The organism is Parabacteroides sp. KHUB-02 (assembly GCF_056640955.1).
On record NZ_JBWQEV010000001.1, the window covers coordinates 4,785,943 to 4,809,262 of the forward strand.

The 23,320-nt window shown below is 44.7% G+C and carries 21 protein-coding genes and 2 tRNA genes; 19 read left to right on the forward strand and 4 right to left on the reverse strand.

The window, feature by feature from the left end; translation table 11 throughout:
* The first annotated feature begins 3 nt into the window (after positions 1-3).
* The 12 genes from ACYIA1_RS20160 to ACYIA1_RS20215 all read left to right on the forward strand — a co-directional run bounded on the left by ACYIA1_RS20160 (position 4) and on the right by ACYIA1_RS20215 (position 10,320).
* The gene (locus tag ACYIA1_RS20160; protein WP_480336297.1) at positions 4-699 is read left to right on the forward strand and encodes a DNA alkylation repair protein; all 696 of its coding nucleotides are present in this window, start codon (positions 4-6) and stop codon (positions 697-699) included.
* A gap of 55 nt (positions 700-754) precedes the next feature.
* Positions 755-1,216, forward strand: a complete 462-nt coding sequence (locus ACYIA1_RS20165) for a Fur family transcriptional regulator (RefSeq protein ID WP_121961214.1) — start codon at positions 755-757, stop codon at positions 1,214-1,216.
* A gap of 33 nt (positions 1,217-1,249) precedes the next feature.
* Positions 1,250-2,521 carry an adenylosuccinate synthase gene (locus ACYIA1_RS20170; protein ID WP_005858796.1) on the forward strand — a complete coding sequence of 424 codons (1,272 nt, stop codon included), beginning with the start codon at positions 1,250-1,252 and terminating at the stop codon, positions 2,519-2,521.
* A gap of 120 nt (positions 2,522-2,641) precedes the next feature.
* A complete protein-coding gene (locus ACYIA1_RS20175) occupies positions 2,642-3,328 on the forward strand; it encodes a zinc metallopeptidase (protein WP_005868492.1) in 687 nt (228 codons plus the stop codon).
* A 175-nt stretch (positions 3,329-3,503) separates the two neighbouring features.
* Positions 3,504-4,859, forward strand: a complete 1,356-nt coding sequence (gene hisS / locus ACYIA1_RS20180; protein ID WP_128577381.1) for a histidine--tRNA ligase — start codon at positions 3,504-3,506, stop codon at positions 4,857-4,859.
* Positions 4,860-4,993: 134 nt separating this feature from the next.
* Positions 4,994-6,424 (forward strand): glycoside hydrolase family 30 protein, encoded by a 1,431-nt coding sequence (locus ACYIA1_RS20185; protein WP_480336298.1) that lies wholly within the window; start codon positions 4,994-4,996, stop codon positions 6,422-6,424.
* Positions 6,425-6,612: 188 nt separating this feature from the next.
* Positions 6,613-6,882 (forward strand): co-chaperone GroES, encoded by a 270-nt coding sequence (locus ACYIA1_RS20190; protein WP_005858788.1) that lies wholly within the window; start codon positions 6,613-6,615, stop codon positions 6,880-6,882.
* Between the two features lie 40 nt (positions 6,883-6,922).
* A complete protein-coding gene (groL, locus tag ACYIA1_RS20195) occupies positions 6,923-8,563 on the forward strand; it encodes a chaperonin GroEL (protein ID WP_005858786.1) in 1,641 nt (546 codons plus the stop codon).
* A 143-nt stretch (positions 8,564-8,706) separates the two neighbouring features.
* A tRNA-Leu gene (locus ACYIA1_RS20200) sits at positions 8,707-8,790 on the forward strand.
* An 18-nt stretch (positions 8,791-8,808) separates the two neighbouring features.
* On the forward strand, positions 8,809-9,360 hold the full coding sequence (locus ACYIA1_RS20205; RefSeq protein ID WP_008777938.1) for an RNA polymerase sigma factor: 552 nt from the start codon (positions 8,809-8,811) through the stop codon (positions 9,358-9,360).
* Between the two features lie 47 nt (positions 9,361-9,407).
* Entirely contained in the window at positions 9,408-9,800 is a 393-nt protein-coding gene (locus ACYIA1_RS20210) for a hypothetical protein (protein WP_005858784.1), read from the forward strand.
* A 46-nt stretch (positions 9,801-9,846) separates the two neighbouring features.
* Complete coding sequence (locus tag ACYIA1_RS20215; protein ID WP_005858783.1) at positions 9,847-10,320, forward strand: hypothetical protein; 474 nt, start codon at positions 9,847-9,849, stop codon at positions 10,318-10,320.
* A 110-nt stretch (positions 10,321-10,430) separates the two neighbouring features.
* Here ACYIA1_RS20215 and mazG read toward each other — a convergent pair whose 3' ends face one another.
* The 3 genes from mazG to ACYIA1_RS20230 all read right to left on the reverse strand — a co-directional run bounded on the left by mazG (position 10,431) and on the right by ACYIA1_RS20230 (position 14,308).
* The gene (gene mazG / locus ACYIA1_RS20220) at positions 10,431-11,216 is read right to left on the reverse strand and encodes a nucleoside triphosphate pyrophosphohydrolase (RefSeq protein WP_005858781.1); all 786 of its coding nucleotides are present in this window, start codon (positions 11,214-11,216) and stop codon (positions 10,431-10,433) included.
* Positions 11,217-11,284: 68 nt separating this feature from the next.
* Entirely contained in the window at positions 11,285-13,372 is a 2,088-nt protein-coding gene (locus ACYIA1_RS20225; RefSeq protein WP_121961436.1) for a protein-disulfide reductase DsbD family protein, read from the reverse strand.
* A 21-nt stretch (positions 13,373-13,393) separates the two neighbouring features.
* A complete protein-coding gene (locus ACYIA1_RS20230) occupies positions 13,394-14,308 on the reverse strand; it encodes an RluA family pseudouridine synthase (RefSeq protein ID WP_005858777.1) in 915 nt (304 codons plus the stop codon).
* Between the two features lie 367 nt (positions 14,309-14,675).
* Here ACYIA1_RS20230 and ACYIA1_RS20235 point away from each other — a divergent pair, with 367 nt between their 5' ends.
* From ACYIA1_RS20235 to ACYIA1_RS20265, 7 genes are all read left to right on the forward strand, one after another.
* On the forward strand, positions 14,676-17,297 hold the full coding sequence (locus ACYIA1_RS20235; RefSeq protein ID WP_480336299.1) for a valine--tRNA ligase: 2,622 nt from the start codon (positions 14,676-14,678) through the stop codon (positions 17,295-17,297).
* A gap of 258 nt (positions 17,298-17,555) precedes the next feature.
* Positions 17,556-19,469, forward strand: a complete 1,914-nt coding sequence (locus tag ACYIA1_RS20240) for a sensor histidine kinase (RefSeq protein WP_233554237.1) — start codon at positions 17,556-17,558, stop codon at positions 19,467-19,469.
* A 73-nt stretch (positions 19,470-19,542) separates the two neighbouring features.
* Positions 19,543-20,394 (forward strand): sugar phosphate isomerase/epimerase family protein, encoded by an 852-nt coding sequence (locus tag ACYIA1_RS20245; protein ID WP_008772587.1) that lies wholly within the window; start codon positions 19,543-19,545, stop codon positions 20,392-20,394.
* 38 nt (positions 20,395-20,432) lie between these two features.
* Positions 20,433-21,467 (forward strand): DUF6340 family protein, encoded by a 1,035-nt coding sequence (locus ACYIA1_RS20250; protein WP_005868521.1) that lies wholly within the window; start codon positions 20,433-20,435, stop codon positions 21,465-21,467.
* 62 nt (positions 21,468-21,529) lie between these two features.
* A complete protein-coding gene (locus tag ACYIA1_RS20255) occupies positions 21,530-21,991 on the forward strand; it encodes a hypothetical protein (RefSeq protein WP_008772585.1) in 462 nt (153 codons plus the stop codon).
* 39 nt (positions 21,992-22,030) lie between these two features.
* Positions 22,031-22,103: transfer RNA gene (locus tag ACYIA1_RS20260), tRNA-Thr, on the forward strand.
* Between the two features lie 95 nt (positions 22,104-22,198).
* Positions 22,199-22,492, forward strand: coding sequence for a nucleotidyltransferase family protein (locus ACYIA1_RS20265; RefSeq protein WP_005868525.1), 294 nt, complete (start codon positions 22,199-22,201; stop codon positions 22,490-22,492).
* A gap of 382 nt (positions 22,493-22,874) precedes the next feature.
* Here ACYIA1_RS20265 and ACYIA1_RS20270 read toward each other — a convergent pair whose 3' ends face one another.
* Positions 22,875-23,099, reverse strand: a complete 225-nt coding sequence (locus ACYIA1_RS20270) for a helix-turn-helix transcriptional regulator (RefSeq protein WP_480336300.1) — start codon at positions 23,097-23,099, stop codon at positions 22,875-22,877.
* Between the last annotated feature and the right edge of the window lie 221 nt (positions 23,100-23,320).

Below are 23,320 nucleotides of genomic sequence, written 5' to 3' on the forward strand. Positions count from 1 at the left end.
TAGATGGAAAGTTTACAAGACGAGATAAGGGAGATCCGCAAGCAACTTCGTTTGGCGATGAACGGGGTGATTTCTACGAGTATGCGTGAGAAAGGTATCGTATATAAGTTAAATTTCGGGGTTCCGTACCCCGAAATAAAAGAAATCGCCCGCAAGCATAAACCGAATGGAGAACTGGCGGCGGCTCTATGGAAAGAAGATATTCGTGAGTTTAAGATATTGGCGACCTTTCTCCAACCCGCCGAGAAGTTGCCTTTGGAGGAAGCGAAACGTTGGGTCAAGGAGATTCCTTATTTGGAGATCGCGGAGCATTGTTGCCGGAACTTGTTCGTTCATCTGCCTTATATGGAGGACTTCACGTTAGATCTGGTTGCTGATAAGAAAAATGAGTTCGCTCGCACGGTCGCCTTTCTTACTTGGACCGAGAATTTCAAGCGAGGTGGTAGCTTGTCTTCTGTGGTTTTAGGATCTTTTTTGGTAGAAACCTTAAGCAGCTTAGTGGAGACTAAGGATTTTAAGTCTACGCTGAAAGAGAAACAAGCGTCTATTCAAGCCATGAAGTTTTATGGGCGTCAATCCGAGGGGAATGCGGAAAGGATCCTAGACGGTTTCAAGGAATTTCAGGAGGCTGTGGGAAACACGCCGGAATTACAAGAAATCTATAATGAATTAAAATTCGAGTTTGAATATTATCGGTAAGGCTTTGCGTTTAAAATAAATGCGCTAACTTTGTCGTTTGTGCGGTCTTTAGGAGATGGAAGCGAAAGTTTATACGGAAATACGTGCGTTGTTTACCGAATATCTAACGGAGAAGAAACTGCGGAAAACCGAGGAGAGATATGCTATATTCAAAGAGATATGTGCTTTTCCCGGTCATTTTGATGTGTGTATGCTTTCGGATCGGTTGGAGCAAGACAACTTCCATGTCAGTAAGGCTACACTCTATAATACGTTGGATGTACTGGTTGATGCCGGTTTGGTGGTGCGTCATCAAATAACCGTCCAGTCGGTGCAATATGAGTTGAGGATTTATGCCGATACGCATTTGCATTTGGTTTGTACGAGATGCGGGGCCATCCGGGAGCTGCGAAACAGTGCGTTGAAAGCGGATATGAGAAACTTGAAAGTTTCTCGTTTTACGCCGGAGTATTATTGTTTGTACATTTATGGCCTGTGCAGTAAATGCAAGTTTAAGCAGCAAAGGTCAGTTAAATAAGAATATTAATAGCCTATAATAAATATAGAAAAGATGAAAGTAGACGTTTTGTTAGGATTGCAATGGGGCGACGAGGGCAAAGGCAAGGTTGTCGATGTGCTGACTCCGAATTACGATGTGGTAACTCGTTTTCAAGGAGGCCCTAATGCCGGACATACATTGGAGTTTAACGGGGAAAAGTATGTGTTACGTTCGATTCCTTCCGGTATTTTCCAAGGTGGAAAAATAAACGTAATCGGTAACGGTGTCGTTCTGGACCCGTTATTGTTCAAGCAGGAAGCGGAATCATTGGCAGCGAGTGGTCACGATATCACCAAGCAGCTTTATATCTCTAAGAAAGCTCACCTAATTTTACCTACTCACCGGATCTTGGATGCCGCTTATGAGGCCGCAAAAGGTTCCGGAAAGATCGGTACGACAGGAAAGGGTATCGGCCCGACTTATACGGATAAGATTAGCCGTAACGGTGTTCGTGTGGGCGATTTATTGCATAACTTCGAAGAGAAATATGCGGCCGCTAAAGCAAAACATGAAGCGATCTTGCGTTCATTGAACTATGAATATGATATAACCGAGATGGAGGCTCAATGGATGGAGGCCTTGAACTACCTCAAACAATTCAAATTGATTGATAGCGAGCATGTCATCAATAACTATTTGAAGGAAGGTAAGTCGGTCTTGGCGGAAGGCGCTCAAGGTACGATGCTGGATATAGACTTCGGTTCTTATCCATTCGTGACTTCCTCTAACACGATCTGTGCCGGATGTTGTACGGGACTGGGTGTTTCTCCCCGGAATATCGGTGAGGTATATGGAATCTTCAAGGCTTATTGTACACGTGTAGGTAGCGGTCCGTTCCCGACCGAGTTGTTTGATGAGGTGGGAGATAAGATCGGTCAATTAGGCCATGAGTTCGGTGCGGTTACGGGACGTAAACGTCGTTGTGGCTGGATTGATTTGGTAGCCTTGAAATATGCCGTGATGATCAACGGTGTAAGCCAATTGATCATGATGAAGAGTGATGTGTTGGATACCTTCGATACGATCAAGGCTTGCGTGGCTTATAAGATGAATGGTGTCGAGACTAATGAGTTCCCGTATGAGATCGATGATACGATCGAACCTGTATACGTGGAATTACCGGGTTGGAAGACGGACATGACGAAGATGCAGAGCGAGGACGAGTTCCCGGAGGAGTTCAACGCTTACCTTTCTTTCTTGGAGGAAGAACTGGGTGTGCCTGTGAAGATCGTTTCCGTAGGACCGGATCGTGAACAGACGATTGTCAGATATACAGAAGAATAAACTCGTTATAAATCGTACAAAATGGCAGAAGACCACATTCCTCAAGGGGTGTCTCCTGCCATTTTTGTCTTTGGCAAACTTTTTGTCGTTGTTTTATAAAACTAAATAAGATAGAAATTTATGAGTATGTATTGGATTATATTTATTGGATTTGCGCTATTGAGTTGGCTGGTGTCATCCCGCCTTCAGGGCAAGTTTGAGAAGTATTCGAAAATCCCTATGCCGAATGGCATGACAGGAAAAGATGTCGCTGAGAAGATGTTGCATGACAATGGTATCTATGATGTAAAGGTGATTTCTACACCCGGACATCTGACGGACCATTACAATCCCGCTAACCAGACGGTGAACTTGAGTGAGTCGGTTTATTATAGCAATAGTATCGCCGCCGCTGCGGTTGCCGCCCATGAGTGCGGTCACGCTGTGCAGCATGCTACCGCTTACGCTCCGTTGAGAATGCGTTCGGCTTTGGTTCCGGTTGTTAGTTTCGCCTCTAATATCATGACATGGGTGTTGTTGGGTGGTATGTTATTATTGCATACGTTTCCTCAGTTATTGTTATTCGGTATAATCTTGTTCGCTACGACTACGCTATTTAGCTTTATCACGCTTCCGGTCGAGATCAATGCCAGCCAACGTGCTTTAGCGTGGTTGAGCAATGCCGGTATAACAAATGCTTATACGCATGATAAGGCAGAGGACGCTTTACGTTCCGCCGCTTATACGTACGTGGTCGCAGCGTTAGGTTCGCTTGCTACATTATTATATTATATAATGATATTCTTGGGGGGAAGAAGCAGGGATTGATAAGTCTCGGAGGAGGCTTTCCTCGAATGCCCATTATAAAGATGTTAGAATGCCCATTGTAAGATGCTTATAACTGCGATTGTAAGCTCCTTACAGTGGGCATTGTTATTTTCTTATTTATTTCGAGCAAAAACATTACCTTTGCGGACAGAATAATCATTTAAAACATAAGATCATGCAAAAACCTTCCATACCCAAAGGTACCCGGGATTTTTCGCCGGAGGAAATGGCGAAACGTAATTATATATTCAACACGATCCGTGAAGTATTTCACTTGTATGGCTTCCAGCAAATAGAGACTCCTGCCATGGAAAACCTTTCTACATTGATGGGGAAATATGGTGAGGAAGGGGATAAGCTCCTTTTCAAGATATTGAATTCCGGAGATTGTTTCGCGGGCATCTCAGATGAGGAGTTAATGGAAAAGAACCCGTTGAGATTTGCTGCTAAGGCTTGTGAGAAAGGCTTGCGTTATGATTTGACCGTTCCGTTCGCCCGTTACGTGGTACAACATCGTAATGAGATCAGTTTTCCGTTCAAACGTTACCAGATCCAACCGGTTTGGCGTGCCGATCGTCCGCAAAAGGGACGTTACCGGGAGTTCTACCAATGTGATGGCGACGTTGTGGGTTCTGATTCCTTGATCAATGAGGTGGAGCTGATCCAGATTATGGACGAGGTGTTCCATCGCTTTGGCATTCGTGTGTGTATCAAGATGAACAATCGTAAGATCCTTTCCGGTATTGCCGAAATCATAGGCGAGGCGGATAAGATCGTAGACATTACGGTAGCTATCGACAAGCTGGATAAGATTGGCTTGGACAACGTGAATGAAGAGCTTCGTTCCAAGGGTTTACCCGAGGAGGCGATCGAGCGTTTGCAGCCGATCATTATGCTGCAGGGTTCAAATCAAGAAAAGATCGCTACCTTGAAAGAGGTATTATCTGCGTCTGAGACTGGTTTGAAAGGTGTAGCCGAATTGGATTTTATCTTGGAGCGTATCTCTTATACGCCAATTCGTGCGGAATTAGAGCTTGATCTGACATTGGCTCGTGGCTTAAACTATTATACAGGTGCGATTTTCGAGGTGAAAGCCTTGGACGTACAGATCGGTAGTATCACGGGTGGTGGTCGCTATGACAACCTGACAGGGGTATTTGGCATGGAAGGCGTATCTGGTGTCGGTTTCTCTTTCGGCGCTGATCGTATCTTTGATGTATTGAACCAATTGGATTTATATCCGGAAGGGTCTTTGAAGACTACACAGCTTCTATTCGTGAACTTCGGACAGAAAGAGGAGATTCATTTATTGCCGTTGATCGCTAAGGTTCGCAAGGCGGGGATTCGTACGGAGCTATATCCTGAGTCTACTAAAATGAAAAAGCAAATGGGATATGCGGACGCTAAGAAAATCCCGTTCGTCGCGATAGTCGGAGAGAATGAGATGGCCGAGAATAAAATCAACTTAAAGAATATGCTCACGGGTGAGCAAACCCTTGTGACTATCGAGGAGCTGATAGAACGCTTTTAGAAAATAGTGGATTATGGAACACGGACTACACGGATGACACGGAACACACGGTATTAGTATTTATCCGTGTGTTCCGTGTCATCCGTGTAGTCCGTGTTTAAATGGTTCTAAACTTATAAATTAATGAAACGACCATGAAAATACCTGTTTTTATACTCTCAATATCTTTATACTTTTCTTCCTGCTCTTTCACCCCCCGTGCCGAGTGGGTAACGACAACCGAGAATACCCCTTGGGCTGAGCAACCCGATCTGATCTCCGCCCTTGCGGATACGATACCTAATATTGATATAACAATTCTAACAGAAAAGCATCAACAACAAATTGATGGTTTCGGAGCCTGTTTTAATGAGTTAGGTTGGCTTTCCTTGAGTAAGCTGGAGCCAAGTGTACGTGAGGAAATCATGGAAGAGCTTTTCTTCCCCGGAGTCGGAGCCAACTTCACGATTTGCCGGATGCCTGTAGGAGCAAATGATTTCTCCCGTGATTGGTATTCGTATGACGAGGTAGACGGTGATTTCACGATGGAACATTTTACCATCGCCAATGACCAACAAACCTTGATCCCTTTTATCAAGAACGCCCAAAAGTATCAACCAGATTTACGCTTGTGGGCTTCCCCGTGGTGCCCTCCCGCTTGGATGAAATATAACAAACACTATGCCTCAGCCTATACGGGTGAGAATTATGACGAGAAGTATCGAAATGGTTTGTCGGCCGATAAGGTCGGCCATGAAGGTACGGATATGTTTATCCAAGACTCTCTTTACCTGAAAGCCTATGCCCTCTATTTCTCTAAATTTATCGAGGCCTATAAGAAACACGGAATTCCAATCTTTGCCGTAATGCCCCAAAACGAGTTCAACTCTGCGCAAATATTCCCGAGTTGTTGTTGGACATCGGCTTCTTTGGCTAATTTTATCGGTAATTATCTCGGGCCGGCCATGCAGGTTCAAGGAGTGGAAATTATGTTCGGCACGATGGAACGTGCGAATGAGTTGCTTGTTGATACGGTATTGACAGATCCTGTTAGTGGTAAATATGTAAAAGGTGTCGGTTTCCAATGGGCGGGTAAGGGAGCTATCGTCGGAATCCACAAACGTTATCCCGGGTTGAAGCTTTACCAAACCGAGCAAGAATGTGGAGATGGCAAGAACGATTGGAAGGGTGCCATGTATTCTTGGGGGTTGATGCGACATTTTCTGGATAATGGCGTTTCTGCCTATATGTATTGGAATATATCTTTGGAAAATGGAGGGATCAGTCGTTGGGGATGGGCGCAAAACTCATTGGTTGTCGTAGATCCGCAAACCAAGAGCTATCGATATACTCCGGAATACTACGTGATGAAACATGTCAGCCATTATGTCCAGCCCGGTGCGTATAAATTAGAAACGGAAGGAGCTTATACGAATCTGCTGGCATTCCGTAACCCGGATAACAGTATCGCCTTGATTATCGCCAATGAGACCAGTGATGATCATTCTCTTTCCATTCGCATCGGCGATCGAGTCTATACTCCGATCGTAAAAGCATATTCCATGAATACGCTGCTGGTCGATTGATTCTCCTTTTGAGAGATGCAAAAAGACAAGTTGTCAGTTATCTCTTCGGATATTTGTCCATTTCGTCCGAAATATTGTCAGTCGAACCCGGGTGAATTCGTTTGGCACACTATTCGCATAGGCTTAGGCGTGAACATAAAGTTCATAACTAAAAAAGTAATATTATTAACATTTAAAATACCAAGAAAATGAACATTAGACCATTAGCAGACCGCGTGCTGATTAAGCCGGCCGCTGCGGAAGAGAAAACATTAGGTGGAATTATTATTCCTGACTCAGCAAAGGAAAAACCTTTAAAGGGTGAGATTGTAGCCGTAGGTAACGGAACGAAAGACGAGGAGATGGTTGTAAAGGTTGGTGATAACGTATTGTATGGTAAGTATGCGGGTACGGAAATCGAACTAGACGGTGAGAAATACTTGATCATGCGCCAAGCAGACGTTTTAGCTATTATCTAATTCATTTTTATAAACAACAATATTAAAAAGAAATACAATCATGGCAAAAGAGATTAAATACGATATGGATGCCCGCGACCTTTTGAAGAAAGGTGTGGATGAGTTGGCTAATGCCGTTAAGGTAACATTAGGCCCGAAAGGTCGTAACGTAATTATCGAGAAGAAATTCGGAGCTCCTCACATCACGAAAGATGGTGTAACGGTTGCTAAAGAAGTAGAGTTGACTTGCCCGTTCGAGAACATGGGTGCTCAATTGGTTAAGGAAGTGGCTTCCAAGACAAACGATAACGCCGGTGACGGTACGACTACAGCTACGGTTTTGGCTCAGTCTATCATTGGTGTCGGTTTAAAGAACGTTACTGCCGGAGCGAACCCGATGGATTTGAAACGTGGTATCGACAAGGCTGTCGCTAAGGTTGTAGAGAGCATCGCTAACCAAGCTGAGGCTGTAGGTGATAAGTTCGAGAAGATCGAGCATGTAGCGAAGATCTCCGCAAATGGTGACGAGGCTATCGGTAAGTTGATCGCGGAGGCTATGCAACGTGTGAAGACTGAAGGTGTTATCACGGTTGAGGAAGCTAAAGGTACTGAAACTACAGTTGACGTAGTTGAGGGTATGCAGTTCGACCGCGGTTATATCTCTCCGTACTTCGTAACGGATACAGAGAAGATGGAGTGCCAGATGGAGAATCCGTATATCTTGATTTATGACAAGAAGATCTCCGTATTAAAAGACCTTCTTCCTATCCTTGAGCCGACCGTACAGAGCGGACGTCCTCTTTTGATCATCGCTGAGGATATCGACAGCGAGGCTTTGGCTACATTGGTAGTGAACCGTCTGCGTGGTTCCTTGAAGATCTGCGCTGTTAAGGCTCCGGGCTTCGGCGACCGTCGTAAGGCTATGTTGGAAGATATCGCTGTATTGACAGGCGGTACGGTTATCTCTGAGGAGAAAGGTTTGAAATTGGAAGGTGCTACAATGGATATGCTAGGTACCGCTGAGAAGATCACGGTAGACAAAGATACCACTACCATTGTAAATGGTGCTGGTGACAAGGAGGCTATCCAAGCTCGTATCGGCCAGATCAAGATCCAGATGGAGAATACGACATCTGATTATGATAAAGAGAAATTGCAAGAGCGTTTGGCTAAGATGGCCGGCGGTGTAGCTGTTCTTTACGTAGGTGCTCCTTCTGAGGTTGAGATGAAAGAGAAGAAAGACCGTGTGGATGACGCATTACACGCAACTCGTGCCGCTATCGAAGAAGGTACGGTGCCCGGTGGTGGTGTTGCCTATATCCGTGCTATCGATGCATTGGAAGGTATGAAGGGCGACAACGAGGACGAGACTACAGGTATCGAGATCGTTAAGCGCGCTATCGAGGAGCCGCTTCGCCAGATCGTAGCTAACGCTGGTAAGGAAGGTGCCGTTATCGTTCAGAAAGTGAAGGAAGGCAAGGGCGACTTCGGTTACAACGCTCGTAAGGACTGTTTCGAGAATTTGTGCGAGGCTGGTGTAATCGACCCAGCTAAGGTAACTCGCGTAGCATTGGAGAACGCTGCTTCTATCGCAGGTATGTTCTTGACTACTGAGTGCGTGATCGCTGAGAAAAAAGAAGAGACTCCTGCTATGCCTCCGATGAATCCGGGTATGGGCGGCGGAATGGGTGGTATGATGTAATCGACTCCCGTGATTAATGATATGGGCGGCCGTTCCGGAAGGGACGGTCGCTTTTTTTATTTTCATTTGCTTGCTAATTGGAAAAAACGATTACCTTTGTATGCGCAATACCGATAGGTTGCGCTTCAGAATGATTAAAAAAAGCCCAGGTGGCGGAATTGGTAGACGCGCTCGTTTCAGGTGCGAGTGGTTTTGCGATCGTGCAGGTTCGAGTCCTGTTCTGGGCACCTCCCAAAATAGAAAAAATGCAATCCTATACAGAAGACGAAATTGTAGTACAGCTCCGGGACCCGGCCCGACAACGTGAGGCCTTTGCCAAGGTCGTAAGCTTGTATGGCGAGAAGTTGTATTGGCATATACGAAAGATGGTACTGGATCATGAGGATGCGAACGACTTACTCCAAAATACATTTTTGAAAGCTTGGACGAACATCGAGCTTTTTCGTGGTGAGGCCAAATTATCTACATGGCTTTATAAGATCGCGATCAACGAGTGCATTACTTTCCTGAATAAACAGCGAAATATGAATAACGTATCTATCGACGATGCGGATACCTTTTTGCTGGATCGTTTGAAAGGTGATGAATACTTCGATGGTGACGAGATACAGGTAAGATTGCAAAACGCTATTCTTACCTTGCCGGAGAAACAACGCTTGGTTTTCAATATGAAGTATAACGAGGAGATGAAGTACGAGGAGATGTCCGAGATACTAGGTACCTCTGTCGGGGCTTTGAAGGCCTCGTATCATCATGCGGTGAAAAAAATCGAGGAGTTTTTAACAAAAGAGGTTTAAACCTTTTTCCCGAATCGCTGTCAAAGCAATATAAAAAGAGAAAAAGTATGAAAAAAGAAGAAAACAACCTAGATCGCTTGAAAGGAACTAATCCTTTCACTGTACCGGAAGGGTATATGGAAGGGCTTACGGAGCGGATCATGAGTCAGCTCCCCGAGAAGCAGGAGGAGAGGGCGAAACGGATTTCCTTGATGGATCGTGTTCGTCCGTGGTTGTACATGGCTGCGGTATTCGCTGGTCTTGGTTTGTTTTTCAAGGCTATCGTGGGAATAAACGGTTCCGATGGTAGTACTGCGTCTGATTCTTTACTGGTCCGGACGGAAGTCCCGACAACGGCTTTAGACGCTATTGAAGCGGAAGAAGATGAGGAGTATTTGGAGTATTTGGAAGCTCAGTACGCCAATTATCTCTTAGATGAGGAACTTTCCTATTCTGAATAAAGTTTAAAATAGTAATTTTATCGAAGATTTTTGTAATAATACTTGTATGAATAAAATATTTTTCATTACATTTGTAGCGATTTCGGTTCTACTCTCTTTCAATGCTACGGCACAAGAGAAGAAAGAGCAAAGACATTTTGATAGAGAGGCATTCGAAGCAAGGCGGAATGCTTTTATTACGGCTGAAGTTGGCCTTACACCTGAGGAAGCTGCACAATTTATTCCTTTATGCAATGAGTTGCGACAGAAAAAATTTGAGGTAGGTCGTGAATGTCGTAAGTTATCAAAAGAAATTCGACATAAGGAGAATCCGACAGATGCTGATTATAACAAAGTGATAGACGAATGTCTGGATGTTGAGATAAAAGAGGCACAGTTGGAAAAAGAGTATTTTGAGAGATTCAAGAAGATACTTTCTCCCGAAAAGGTCTATAAGTACCGAAATGCGGAATATAAGTTTGTCCGGAATTTCATGAAGAGTGGTCGGGACAATAAAAAGGAAGAAAAACAGAAAAAGTAAAATATTATCATTATTTGTGTTTTTTGTTTAGATTTAGTTTTGGCGTTTAAGTTAAGGGAGGGGTGGCGACGTGATGTCGGTTCCCCTTTTGTTTTGCCCTTATCCTTGCTTTATAAGCCTTTGGCCTTGGCTTCATTCCACAGTTGATCCATTTCCTCCAATGTCATATCTTTCAAGGAACGACCTTCTTGGATCGTGTGCTCCTCTAGATAATTAAAACGGCGGATAAACTTCTGGTTCGTGCGTTCCAATGCGTTGTCCGGATTTATTTTGTATAGGCGGGCAGCGTTGATCAAGCTAAAGAAGAGATCTCCGAACTCAGCTTCCATCTTATCTGCGTCCATCCTGTCTATCTCGGTTTTCAACTCATTAAATTCCTCCTGTACCTTATCCCATACTTGATCACGTTGTTCCCAGTCGAAACCTACGTTACGGGCCTTATCTTGGATACGATGCGCTTTTACTACGGATGGGAGGGAAGCGGGAACACCCTCCAGTACGGTTTTGTTACCCCCCTTTTCTTTCAACTTAAGCTGCTCCCAGCTTTGCTCTACCTTTTGAGCGGTATCGGCGGAGGTATCTCCGAATACGTGTGGATGGCGGTAAATCAGTTTCTGGCAAAGGCTGTCGCAGACATCCTTGATATCGAAAGCTTCTTTTTCCTCGCCGATCTTGGAGTAAAAGACGATGTGCAATAACAGGTCTCCTAATTCTTTTTTTATGTTTGTGTTATCCTCACGCATCAAGGCCTCGCATAGTTCATAGGTTTCCTCGATCGTATTCGTGCGGAGGCTCTCGTTTGTCTGTTTACGATCCCAAGGGCATTTTACCCGTAATTCATCCAGAATGTCGAGTAATTGCCCGAAGGCTTCCATCTTCTCTTCTCTAGTTGCCATATTATTTACTTATTCTATAATGATTGTAAAAGAAAGAGGGCAGGGTAGAACCCGGCCCTCTGTTTGTTTTATTGTTGTTCTTTCTTGAATTCTTTCAATCCGTTTTGAAGGAACTGGATGTATTTGGAAACATCCTCATTGAATGCGTATGAAGGTCCGAGCGGCTGTCCCTCGTCATTCAATAAGATGTAGAATGGCTGGGCGTTAGAACCGAACTTGCTTCGTTGCAAATAACTCCATTTATCACCGATCGTCTTCAACTTACGAGTCTTTCCGTTCTCTTGGATCTCGATGGGTTGCGGGAGTTTCGTCTTATCGTCTACCATGAGAGTGATTAGCACGTAATCATTTTCTAGCATTTGCTTCACCTTAGGATCCGTCCAAACGGAAGCCTCCATCTTACGGCAGTTTACGCAACCGAAACCGGAGAAGTCGATCATGACGGGTTTATTTACCTTCTTGGCATAAGCCATACCGGATTCATAATCGTCGAATGCGGCGTGTACCTCGTTTTTGTATAGATTGAAATCTTGTGTATACAACGGAGGAGCGAATGCGCTGATCGCCTTTAACGGAGCGCCCCAAAGTCCCGGAACCATGTAAATGGCGAAAGCGAAAGAGATAATCGCCATAAACAGACGAGGAACAGATACATATTTTACTTCGCTATCATGGCTAAACTTGATCTTTCCTAATAAGTAAACACCCAATAAACTGAAGATCACGATCCAAAGCACGATAAAAGCCTCACGGTCTAGTAAACGCCAACCATACGCTAAGTCCGCTACGGAAAGGAACTTCAAGGCCAAGGCCAACTCCAAGAAGCCCAATACGACCTTCACGGAATTCAACCATCCGCCGGATTTCGGCATACTTTGCAGCATATTCGGGAAGATGGCGAAGACGCTGAACGGGATGGATAACGCCAAGGCGAAACCGAACATACCGATAGCCGGTCCTACCGCCGTACCCATAGAAGCGGCCTGTACCAACAAGGTTCCGATAATCGGGCCCGTACAAGAGAAAGATACCAATACCAACGTAAACGACATAAAGAAAATACTCAATACGCCGGTCGTCGAATCGGCCTTGCTATCCAATTTGCTAGTCCATGACGCAGGTAATACCAGCTCGAAGGCTCCGAAGAAGGAGACTGCGAATACTACCAACAGCAAGAAGAACAGGATATTAAAGATCGCGTTCGTTGATAAATCATTCAATGCGCTCGCTCCGAAGATACCGGTGATCAACAAGCCCATCACCAAATAGATTACGATAATAGATAACCCATAGGTGATAGCGTCGCGAATCGCTTTCTTACGATCTTTCGTACGTTTCAGGAAGAAGCTAACCGTCATAGGGATCATCGGCCAAACGCAAGGAGTCAATAAGGCGATCAAACCTCCCAAGAAACCCGCGAAGAAGATGAATAACCAAGAGGTATCCGCCGCCGATACCGTAGCGTCGCCGAACGATTTCAATTGGTCGATCACCGGAGACCAAAGATTCGGGCTGTCGGTTAAGCTGTCGGACGCTTTAGGAGATGTCGTAGCCGGTGTCTCTTTAGCGGCAGGGTCCGGAGTGTTCAACTCGCTGGCCTCTTCCGCTACGACTTGCGTATCCGGCTGTATGGCCGTGGCGTCCTCTTTATCCACCTCTGTAGTCGAGCTGTTAGCTGCCAGAGCTGGATCTACATGGATACTTTTCTTATCGAAAGAGAAAGGTATTTGATCCGGGGGAAGACAAGTCTCGTCATTACAAGCCATAAATTCCACCTCGCCCTCCGCCTTGAATTTAGCGGGATCGGTAACCTTTAGTTTTTGGGTGAACGATACCGTACCCGGATACCAACGAAGATTCATGGCAAATTGCTCGTCGTAAACCGTGGTCGGCTTTACCGAAGGAACCGGTTGACCGATCAGTTCAGCTCCATTCAATGTCTCGAATGTGAAAGATGTAGAAACAGGACCTCCTTCCGGCAGGTTCATGTCATACAGGTGCCAACCTTTGTCCGCCGTGGCGGTAAAGACGATCTCTTTCTCGGGTGCGCCGCCCTTGTCGTCTAGTTTAATTTTCCACTTGACAGGCGTAAGTATTTGCGCCTGCGCTACCAGCGCTATTAGCGCCAGCATGATCGAACTGATGAGTTTCTTCATTTTTTGTCCTTTATTGATAGATTACTTTGCTGTCGATGTGAATTTCTCCGGGATCCGTGTCTCGAAGCGCATCTCCTCGCCTGTTACCGGATGGATGAAACAGAGCCTGCGGGCATGGAGCATCAAGCGTCCGGCAGGATTTGTCTCCGCCCCATATTTAGAGTCTCCGGCTATCGGATGCCCGATGGATTGCATCTGCGCACGGATTTGGTTCTTGCGTCCCGTCTCCAGATCGAGTTCCACGAGCGAATAACGATTGTTCGTTTGCAGGAGTCGGTAGCGTGTGATCGCTTCCTTCCCGTCACCATCTTGTGTCACGTACACTTGCATATGCTTGTTCTCCACGAGGTTGGATACGATCAAATCCGTGTCTTTCTCCGGCCGTCCCTCTATCACGGCCACGTAGGTCCGTTGCGTGATAGCCTCGCTCCAGTTGGACTGTAGTTGCTCTTTTACCTTCTGGTTCTTGGCGAACATCATGATACCCGATGTGTCTCGGTCCAGACGGTGCAAGACGAATATCTTGTTGCGAGGGTCGCATTCTTTCAAGTAATCGCTCAGGATACGGTAGGCCGTACGCTCTTTGATACGATCGGTAGATACGGATAGCAAACCTTCCCGCTTGTTGATCACGATGAGGTCATCATCTTCCCAAACAATTCTAAGTAACGGATTGTTGAATTCCACCTTCCCTCTTCCATAGTTGATCCCGACCGTATCGTTAGGGTTCAGCGGGGCATCGAACTGCCGGGTGACTTTCCCGTTTACCGAGATCTGTCCCCTGCTCAATAATCCTTTCACGGATGAACGGCTTTGTTCTTTTAATAACTCGAACAGGAAAGGTAGCAAAGTGTTACTTTCACCCACCGTTACCTGTCGTTCTTTAGAGGGTTTACGTCGATTATCCCCTCCTTTATACTCAGATCGCTTTCTCATATCTATTTTTTATAGTACGCGAAGATACAGGCATTTACGCGAAACTGCAATAGCGTGGAATAGAAAAACCGTTATAAATAGTTTGCTTGTTATAGGAATAAACCTTCAAATCCCCGGATGTAAAAGTAATTGCCATTCACTCTATTTTCAAAATAGCGGCGTGGTCTTTATAAATCACGTCGTGATCTGTATAAACCACGACTTGGTCTGTACAAACCATGTCGTGGTTTATAGAATAGTGGCGTATCCGAGAGAGAATGCCTATTGTCTCGGCCGACTATATTTCCCGATGCTCAGCGTTTTTTGTCTATATTTTTTGTACTTTCGCGGATCGAGAAATGTGTAAAGACTAATTAGTTATAAAAATATGGAAATCGCTAGTAAGTACAATCCCGCTGAAGTAGAGGGGAAGTGGTATCAGTATTGGTTGGATAACGGCTTCTTTAAGTCAAAGCCAGACGGTCGTGAGCCGTATACGATTGTAATCCCGCCCCCTAACGTCACCGGCGTATTGCACATGGGACATATGCTTAACAATACGATCCAAGATATCTTGGTTCGCCGTGCCCGTATGATGGGTAAGAACGCTTGTTGGGTACCGGGTACGGACCATGCTTCGATCGCAACGGAGGCGAAAGTGGTGAATCGTTTGGCCGGGCAAGGAATCAAGAAGACCGATCTGACTCGCGACGAGTTTTTGCGGCATGCTTGGGAATGGAAAGAAGAGCATGGCGGCATTATCTTGAAGCAACTTCGTAAATTGGGTGCTTCCTGCGATTGGGATCGTACGGCGTTCACGATGGACGAGAAACGTTCGGAGAGCGTTATCAAGGTTTTTGTCGATCTATATAAGAAAGGTTTGATCTACCGGGGTGTCCGTATGGTGAATTGGGACCCGAAGGCGTTGACGGCCCTGTCCGATGAGGAGGTTATCTATAAGGAAGAGCATAGTAAGTTGTACTATCTTCGCTATAAGATCGTAGGCGAGGAGGAATACGCCATTGTCGCCACTACCCGTCCGGAGACGATTATGGGAGATACGGCGATGTGTATCAACCCGAACGACCCGAAGAACCAACATCTGAGAGGAAAGAAAGTGATCGTTCCGCTGGTAGGCCGTGAGATTCCGGTGATCGAAGATGATTACGTAGATATAGAGTTCGGTACGGGCTGTTTGAAAGTGACCCCTGCACATGATGTAAACGACTATATGTTGGGCGAGAAATATAATTTGCCTTCTATCGATATATTCAACGATAACGGTACGCTGAGCGAGGCCGCCGGCCTGTACGTGGGCATGGATCGTTTTGATGTCCGCAAGCAAATCGAGGAAGACTTGCGTAACGCTGACCTTTTGGAGAAGGTAGAGGCTTACGAGAACAAGGTGGGTTTCTCGGAGCGTACGAACGTGCCTATCGAACCGAAATTGTCTATGCAATGGTTCTTGAAGATGGAACATCTAGCCCAGATCGCCTTGGAGCCGGTCATGAACGACGATATCAAGTTCTATCCGCCGAAATTCAAGAATACCTATCGCCATTGGATGGAGAATATCAAGGACTGGTGTATCAGCCGTCAGCTTTGGTGGGGGCACCGTATCCCGGCTTACTTCTTGCCGGAAGGCGGTTACGTGGTAGCCGAGACGGAAGAGAAAGCTTTGGAACTGGCGAAAGAGAAATGCGGTAACCCGAATCTGACCATGTCTGATTTGCGTCAGGACGAGGACGTATTGGACACTTGGTTCTCTTCTTGGCTGTGGCCGATCTCCCTGTTCGACGGTATCAATAACCCGGATAATGAGGAAATCAATTATTACTATCCGACCAGTGATTTGGTAACCGGACCGGATATTATTTTCTTCTGGGTAGCCCGTATGATTATGGCCGGCTATGAGTACAGAGGGAAAATGCCGTTTAAGAGCGTTTACTTTACGGGTATCGTTCGCGATAAGCTGGGACGTAAGATGTCCAAATCTTTAGGAAACTCTCCCGATCCGTTGCAATTGATCGAGCAATACGGTGCGGACGGCGTACGTATGGGCTTGATGCTCGCGGCTCCTGCCGGAAATGATATTCCTTTCGATGATGCTTTGTGCGAGCAAGGACGTAACTTCAATAATAAGATATGGAACGCTTTCCGCTTGGTGAAGGGCTGGACGGTAGACGATACGATCGCCCAGCCGGAGGCTTCCGCTATCGCCGTGAAATGGTTCAAGATGCAGCTGGATAAGACAATCGCCGAGGTAGACGATTCTTTCAGTAAATATCGTCTGAGCGAGGCGATGATGGCTGTCTATAAATTGTTCTGGGATGAGTTCTCCTCATGGTATCTGGAGATGGTAAAACCGGGGTATCAGCAGCCGATCGACAAGGCTACTTATGAGGCTACGTTAGGTTTCTTCGATGCCTTGCTTCGTTTGCTTCATCCTTTCATGCCGTTTATTACCGAGGAATTATGGCAAGCCCTTGAGCCTCGCAAGGAAGGTGAGAGCTTGATGGTTGCCCAAATGCCGGAAATAGCGGTTATAGATAGCGCTTATTTGGATGCTTTCGAGATCGTGAAAGAGATCGTTGGCGGTGTCCGTACCATTCGTTTGCAAAAGAATATACCGAATAAGGATGCGCTGGAATTGCAGATCGTGGGTGAGCACAATGAGGCATTCAACGCTGTGATCGCTAAGATGTGTAACCTCTCTTCCATCTCCAAGGTAGAGGAGAAAGCGGCCGGCGCTGTATCGTTCTTGGTACGTACGACTGAATATGCCGTACCTTTAGGCAATCTGATCAATGTGGAAGAAGAGTTGGCTAAGCTTCAAGAAGAATTGAAATACCAAAAAGGTTTCTTGACTTCTGTCATGAAGAAATTAGGCAATGAGAATTTCGTAAGCAAAGCCCCGGCGAAAGTAATCGAGATGGAGAAGAAAAAGCAAGCCGATGCCGAATCGAAGATTAAGTCTATCGAGGAAAGTATCGCCGCCTTGACAAAATAAAGAGAACAGCTGTTTCTTTGAAATAAGAGCCTATATCAATCTTTCTTTGATTGATATAGGCTTTTTTGTTGATTGAGTTGAAAATTATAATATTAAACTTGTAAATAATGATACGCTGTTGTCTAAATTTTACTAACTTGCCACACGTTAACTAATTGATGTCTATTTTGTAAACTTTAAATGCGAAACATACTGTTAATAATATATTTATCTCTTACCCCAATATTTGTAGCTACTGCGGCCACTGATATCGATAGCATGGAATGTGTGCTGGCAAAAATGCCTTCGGGTGACAGGCTTGTGAAGTTGGATGAACTTGCTAGTGATAAAGGACAAGGGCTGGATTATAAATATTATGCGGATAGATTGCTCAAGGAGGCGGAGTTGAGTAAGGATGATACTTATAAAGGCAACGCTTTGTTCCAGATCATCCGGTATTATTATTCCCGGAATATAGACAGTATGCATTTTTTCATAAAGAAAGCCGAGCCTATTTATTTAGCCCAAAAACGTTATGAGGATCTTTGCCGAGTTAAGGGATGGTATATTTACGCTTTATCGAGTAATGGCGAGAAGGAAAGGGTGCTAGAGAATGTACAGGCATTGAAAGATCTATCCAGCGAACTTGATTTTCCGGATGGTATCGATATGGCGAATCAAGCCCTGGCGGATTTTTACTTCAGTACAGGATTTGACGCGGAGGGAATCGCCTTGTATGAGGAGGTTTTCCTTGATATGGAGAAAAGGGATTCCCCATTGGCCAAAAGGATTACCGTTATCCGGCATTTACAAAATGAAAATATCCAAGCATCGAAGAGACTGTTTTATTTAAAGAAATTGAAAGAGTATATCGTGGAATGCGAAGAAAAAGGAATAGAGGAATTAGACGAAGATACTCCTTTATATTATGTTAAATACCTCTATCACCGTAGTTACGCCTTGCTGGGTATTGATAAGAAAGATGTCTCCCTCACATCTTACCATCTAGCTCGTGCAGAGAAGTTGGTTAAAGACTGTAACATGAGGGATGAATATCTCTCGATTTCTAATATCCGTTTACTCTATTATCGGATATCGGGCGATTATGAGCGGGGGAAAGCATTGGCTAATGAGTTAATTGATTATTGCTTACAACGTAAGAGGGCGGTATCCGTATTGGGATTGATGAAGGATAAGGCCATAATATGCTATAATTCAGGCCATGGAATGGAGGCTGCGGATGCGTATCGCGAGTATATCAGTTTGAAGGATTCAGTGACTAATGCTGCATTTTATAATGATTTAGCGAATTTACGAGCTCGTCATGACGTGGATAAATTGGAATTGGCAAATAAGAAGATGGAATTGGAGGCGGCTCATTCACGTACGAAATTATTGGTGATGGGTGGAGGGCTTGTTCTATTGTTGCTGGTTTGTTGCTCTTTGGGGTATATTTCTTATTCACGGCATAAATATGGATTGCAATTGAAACAGGCAAAAGATAAGGCGGAGGAAGCCGATCGCTTGAAATCGGCTTTCCTTGCCAATATGAATCATGAGATACGGACACCTTTGAACGCTATCGTAGGTTTCTCGCAAGTATTGGTGGATGAGGAAGACCGGGAGACAAGGCTTGAGTTCTCAAATATCATCCAAAGTAATAATGAGTTGTTGCAGCGGTTGATCGGGGATGTGCTCGATCTATCCAAGATCGAGTCAAATTCCATGCCTCTGATTTATAAGGAGCTGGATATTGGTTTGCTGATGAAAGAGATTTATAGCATGATCTTGTTGCGTATGCCGTCGGGCATAGAGTTGCGACTGAACGACTGCGAGGCCTTGGTGATGGAGGCTGATAAGAACCGCTTGACACAAATCCTTACGAATTTGCTCACGAATTCGATCAAGCATACCGAGAAGGGGTTCATCCGTTTTGGATATAAGAGAACGGCGGCTTCTGTCGAGTTTTTCGTGGAGGATAGCGGAGAGGGAATACCGAGAGATAAGATCGATTCCATATTCAGCCGTTTTGTCCAATTGGACAGTTGGAGCAAAGGCGTTGGACTGGGATTGGCTATCTGTCGGGGATTGGTAGAGCAAATGGGAGGAAAGATATGGGTTACCTCTGAGCTGGGAAAAGGCTCGATCTTTTATGTAACTTTGCCACTGATTCGTCCGAATGCTGGCTCGTAAAGATCTTTTTATTATCTTGCGGGATGAAAACTGTTTATGATGATAGTATACATTATTATATATAATATAAACCATGAAACACTCAAGACGTTTATTTTTTAAGCAAGGATTGGCCGGGGCTCTCTTGTTGGGAACTTCCGCTATCGCTAAGGCCGGTTTGCCGGACCCTGTAAAACCAAAGGCTCCGAAGGCCGTAAATCCATTCCATCTGGGAATGGCGGGATATACTTTCGTTAATTTTGATTTAGATACGACGTTGAAGACGTTGGAACGATTAGATATCCATTATCTTTGCATCAAGGATTTCCATTTGCCGTTGAATAGTACGGATGAGCAGATTCGGGCTTTTCATGATAAATGCGCTGCCCATAAAGTGACGGGATATGCCGTAGGTCCTATTTATATGAAGAGCGAGGAAGAGATAGACCGTGCGTTTGATTATGCGAAGCGGGTAGGAGTGAAGTTGATCGTCGGTGTCCCGAATTACGAGCTTTTACCCTATGTGGATAAAAAAGTGAAGGAGTATGATTTCCATTACGCCATCCACTTGCACGGTCCTGATATTAAGACGTATCCCGACGCTACGGACGTTTGGGAGCATACGAAGGATTTAGACCCCCGTATCGGTATGTGTCTGGATGTCGGACATGACTTGCGAAACGGCTGTGATCCTGTGGCCGACTTGAAGAAATACCATACCCGGGTGTTTGATATGCATATCAAGGACGTGACGGATTCTTCGAAGGCGGGAGTCGGGATCGAGATCGGTCGTGGAAAGATCGACTTCCCTGCGCTGATCCGTATGATGCGGGAAGTTAATTACACGGGAATGTGTAGCTTGGAATACGAGAAAGACATGAAAGACCCATTCTTGGGGATCGCGGAGTCTATCGGCTATTTCAAGGCTGTGAGTGATTTGACATAATGTGGGGGCGTAAATCGCCCCCTTTTAAATAGATGAAGATGAGAAGCATTCTTTTTATAGGCATAGCGGGTTTGTTGTCCGCTTGTAGCACGATTAATTATGTAGGTATCGAGACGTATAATCCTGCGGAGGTGACATTTCCAGAGAATGTCGCTAAAGTACTTATCGTAAACAATGCCGTCCCCCAACCGGAGGATGCGGGTTACGAATACACCTTGCAGGGAGAAAAGCAGGATACTTGCAAAGCGAAAGCGGATAGTGCGCTGTTTGACGCTTGCCGTACTTTAGGGGAGGCTATCGTGGAGGCTTCTTATTTTAACGACGTATTGCTTTACCATGATGCGGTTCGAAAAGATAATCAGGCATTTCTGGATACGAAACTTACCCAAGGGCAAGTAGTGTCGCTATGCGATGAGACTGGTGCCGATGCGGTTATCTCCATCGACCGCTTGCTGTTCGATATGAAGAAAAGCGTAGGTACCTTGGGCGAAGGGTATGTAATGGGAATGATCGACGTGCAGATGGCTGGCGTGATACGCAGTTACGTTCCCGATCGTGAGGCTCCACTGGCGACGGTACATATGAAAGATAGTATTTATTGGGCGGAAAGTGCGGATTATATGCCGATCTTGGATAAGGTATTGCCCTCTCCGGAGAATGCTTTGCGTGGGGCCGGTAAATATTTCGGGGCGAAGGTCTACGCTAATTTTGTTCCTCATTGGGAGAAGGAGACTCGTTGGTACTTTACCGGAATGGGTTCACGTTGGAAAGAGGCTTCCGCTTATGCGGCTAATGAGAAATGGGATATGGCGGAAGATCGTTGGTCCGGGCTTTACCGGGGTACGGAAAACTGGAAAAGCCGGGCGAAGGCGGCCTCTAATCTGGCCCTATGCCATGAGATGAGAGGAGATTTAAAAGAAGCCTATGAGTGGGCTCATAAATCATACGATTTATTCAAGCGTAATAGTGGTGATAATGATAAGAGTACCAAATTATTGGAACTCTATGTGCAGGCGTTGGCCGAACGAATTCGTTCCGATAAGAAACTAAATGTGCAATTTGGTGAGGATTAACGGCGTTATTCGGTGAATTATTATTACTTTTGACGCATATTCGAATAAAGGAGAATTAATATATGAACGCAAATATAGCAAAGGTTCAATCCCTCATCGAGAATGCTTTTACGTCGGCTATTGAAAAGCTGGCCAAGGATGAGTCCGGTAATTTTATAAGCGACTTATATGTGCAGGCCGATGCGGAAAGCGGGGAACTGCAAATTTATGATGATGAGGAGCATTTGATCGAAAAGATCGTTATCTTCGATTGGGTGAACTCGAACGAGGAGGAGAACGCATTCAATAAGCGGGTTGCCGCTTCGGTGAAGGCGGTCCTTACGATCTTATCCACCAAGAATATTTTTGACGCTCCCCGGTTCATGAAACCTCTTTCTGTTAGCTTGACTGATGAAGATTTTGTTGTGATAGAGGAACTTCTCTTCATAGACGATGATGTGCTTCGTCTGGACGATCCTCTATTAAAAGATTTAGATGCGGATTTAGATGATTTTTTAGCGAATCTTCTTGCAGATGTCAAATAAACCCTGTATCTTTGCGCCCGAAATAAAGAAACAAATGTTGCCGAAATAGCTCAGCTGGTAGAGCAACGCATTCGTAATGCGTAGGTCGCCGGTTCAAGTCCGGCTTTCGGCTCGCAATAAAAGGCAGTTATCTAAAAGATAGCTGCCTTTTTTTATGGTTTGTTTAAAATTGAACACGTATCATTTGTATCAAATGAATAAGAGGATATGGAATCAACAGCTGAATATATGAATATCTTGCGTGATTATATGGCGAAGAATGCTTCTAAATATAGCATTATCCGTATGGGAATATTCGGCTCTGTTGCCAGAGGGGAGCAAACAGAAGATAGTGACGTTGATGTTTATTTGGAAACCTCAAAGCCTAATATGTTCGCATTGGTACATATAAAGGAAGATCTGCAAACTCTGTTTGGTTGTAATGTCGATATCGTCCGATTACGGGATCACATGGATTCACTTTTGAGAAACCGAATTGAAAAAGAAGGTATTTATATGTGATACAGAATTAGTCCATTCCTCTTTGATGAAGATACAAACAACTATTGATAAGATGTTATTTGATGGGACTATCGATTTATTACTATATTTGAAAACTGGATTCAAGTATGAAACCTGAATCCTAAAGTTTTCTATTTACACAAAATGCTGGACGGTGTCAAAAAAGATCTACGCTTTTCCTTCTAGCTCTTTGATGCGCTTTTCTAATGTCTTTACTCGTTCTTTCTCTTCCTTTAGGAGACGTTCGTATAACTCTACGATCTTGTCGAGGGGATTGGTGTTATATGTTTGTGTGTATTCTCCAATACTATCACCGACACTTCCAATGTTTGATGAATCGGATATTGTGTTATTATTTTCAATATAAACGCTCATCGGTTCCTCAATCGTCTTTAAATCTTCTACGGAAACGCCGGTTGCCTCGGATACCTTTTCTAGTATCTCGTCCTTGACTACCCCGCTGGTTCTCTAGTTGGGACAGCCTTTGTTGGGATATACCGAGCATATCAGCCAAAGCAGCTTGCTTCAAACCTTTTCTATTTCGTGCTATAGAGATGTTGAATCCGTGGTGTACCCGGCTTTTTGTAACTTTACTTGTTTCTTCCATGCTCGTTATTTTTAATTTCCAACAAATATACGAAGGATATATTTATTGCCATGCGAAAGGATATTGTTTTTTGTAGATGACGCTCATCGTATCAATATTGGCAAACTCAACGAGATCGTGGAAATAGAAGAATATAAAAACGCACTTAGGTTCGGGTTGTATTAAAATAAAGGTATCAGAAAAGTAAGTTAACTTCGATGACCAAGTAAGTTAACTTAAAT

Excerpts from the sequence above, each read along its gene's own strand:
- ACYIA1_RS20160 (WP_480336297.1), top strand. The coding sequence starts at position 4 with ATGGAAAGTTTACAAGACGAGATAAGGGAGATCCGCAAGCAACTTCGT.
- ACYIA1_RS20165 (WP_121961214.1), top strand. The coding sequence starts at position 755 with ATGGAAGCGAAAGTTTATACGGAAATACGTGCGTTGTTTACCGAATAT.
- ACYIA1_RS20170 (WP_005858796.1), top strand. The coding sequence starts at position 1,250 with ATGAAAGTAGACGTTTTGTTAGGATTGCAATGGGGCGACGAGGGCAAA.
- ACYIA1_RS20175 (WP_005868492.1), top strand. The coding sequence starts at position 2,642 with ATGAGTATGTATTGGATTATATTTATTGGATTTGCGCTATTGAGTTGG.
- hisS (WP_128577381.1), top strand. The coding sequence starts at position 3,504 with ATGCAAAAACCTTCCATACCCAAAGGTACCCGGGATTTTTCGCCGGAG.
- ACYIA1_RS20185 (WP_480336298.1), top strand. The coding sequence starts at position 4,994 with ATGAAAATACCTGTTTTTATACTCTCAATATCTTTATACTTTTCTTCC.
- ACYIA1_RS20190 (WP_005858788.1), top strand. The coding sequence starts at position 6,613 with ATGAACATTAGACCATTAGCAGACCGCGTGCTGATTAAGCCGGCCGCT.
- groL (WP_005858786.1), top strand. The coding sequence starts at position 6,923 with ATGGCAAAAGAGATTAAATACGATATGGATGCCCGCGACCTTTTGAAG.
- ACYIA1_RS20205 (WP_008777938.1), top strand. The coding sequence starts at position 8,809 with ATGCAATCCTATACAGAAGACGAAATTGTAGTACAGCTCCGGGACCCG.
- ACYIA1_RS20210 (WP_005858784.1), top strand. The coding sequence starts at position 9,408 with ATGAAAAAAGAAGAAAACAACCTAGATCGCTTGAAAGGAACTAATCCT.
- ACYIA1_RS20215 (WP_005858783.1), top strand. The coding sequence starts at position 9,847 with ATGAATAAAATATTTTTCATTACATTTGTAGCGATTTCGGTTCTACTC.
- mazG (WP_005858781.1), bottom strand. The coding sequence starts at position 11,216 with ATGGCAACTAGAGAAGAGAAGATGGAAGCCTTCGGGCAATTACTCGAC.
- ACYIA1_RS20225 (WP_121961436.1), bottom strand. The coding sequence starts at position 13,372 with ATGAAGAAACTCATCAGTTCGATCATGCTGGCGCTAATAGCGCTGGTA.
- ACYIA1_RS20230 (WP_005858777.1), bottom strand. The coding sequence starts at position 14,308 with ATGAGAAAGCGATCTGAGTATAAAGGAGGGGATAATCGACGTAAACCC.
- ACYIA1_RS20235 (WP_480336299.1), top strand. The coding sequence starts at position 14,676 with ATGGAAATCGCTAGTAAGTACAATCCCGCTGAAGTAGAGGGGAAGTGG.
- ACYIA1_RS20240 (WP_233554237.1), top strand. The coding sequence starts at position 17,556 with ATGGAATGTGTGCTGGCAAAAATGCCTTCGGGTGACAGGCTTGTGAAG.
- ACYIA1_RS20245 (WP_008772587.1), top strand. The coding sequence starts at position 19,543 with ATGAAACACTCAAGACGTTTATTTTTTAAGCAAGGATTGGCCGGGGCT.
- ACYIA1_RS20250 (WP_005868521.1), top strand. The coding sequence starts at position 20,433 with ATGAGAAGCATTCTTTTTATAGGCATAGCGGGTTTGTTGTCCGCTTGT.
- ACYIA1_RS20255 (WP_008772585.1), top strand. The coding sequence starts at position 21,530 with ATGAACGCAAATATAGCAAAGGTTCAATCCCTCATCGAGAATGCTTTT.
- ACYIA1_RS20265 (WP_005868525.1), top strand. The coding sequence starts at position 22,199 with ATGGAATCAACAGCTGAATATATGAATATCTTGCGTGATTATATGGCG.
- ACYIA1_RS20270 (WP_480336300.1), bottom strand. The coding sequence starts at position 23,099 with ATGGAAGAAACAAGTAAAGTTACAAAAAGCCGGGTACACCACGGATTC.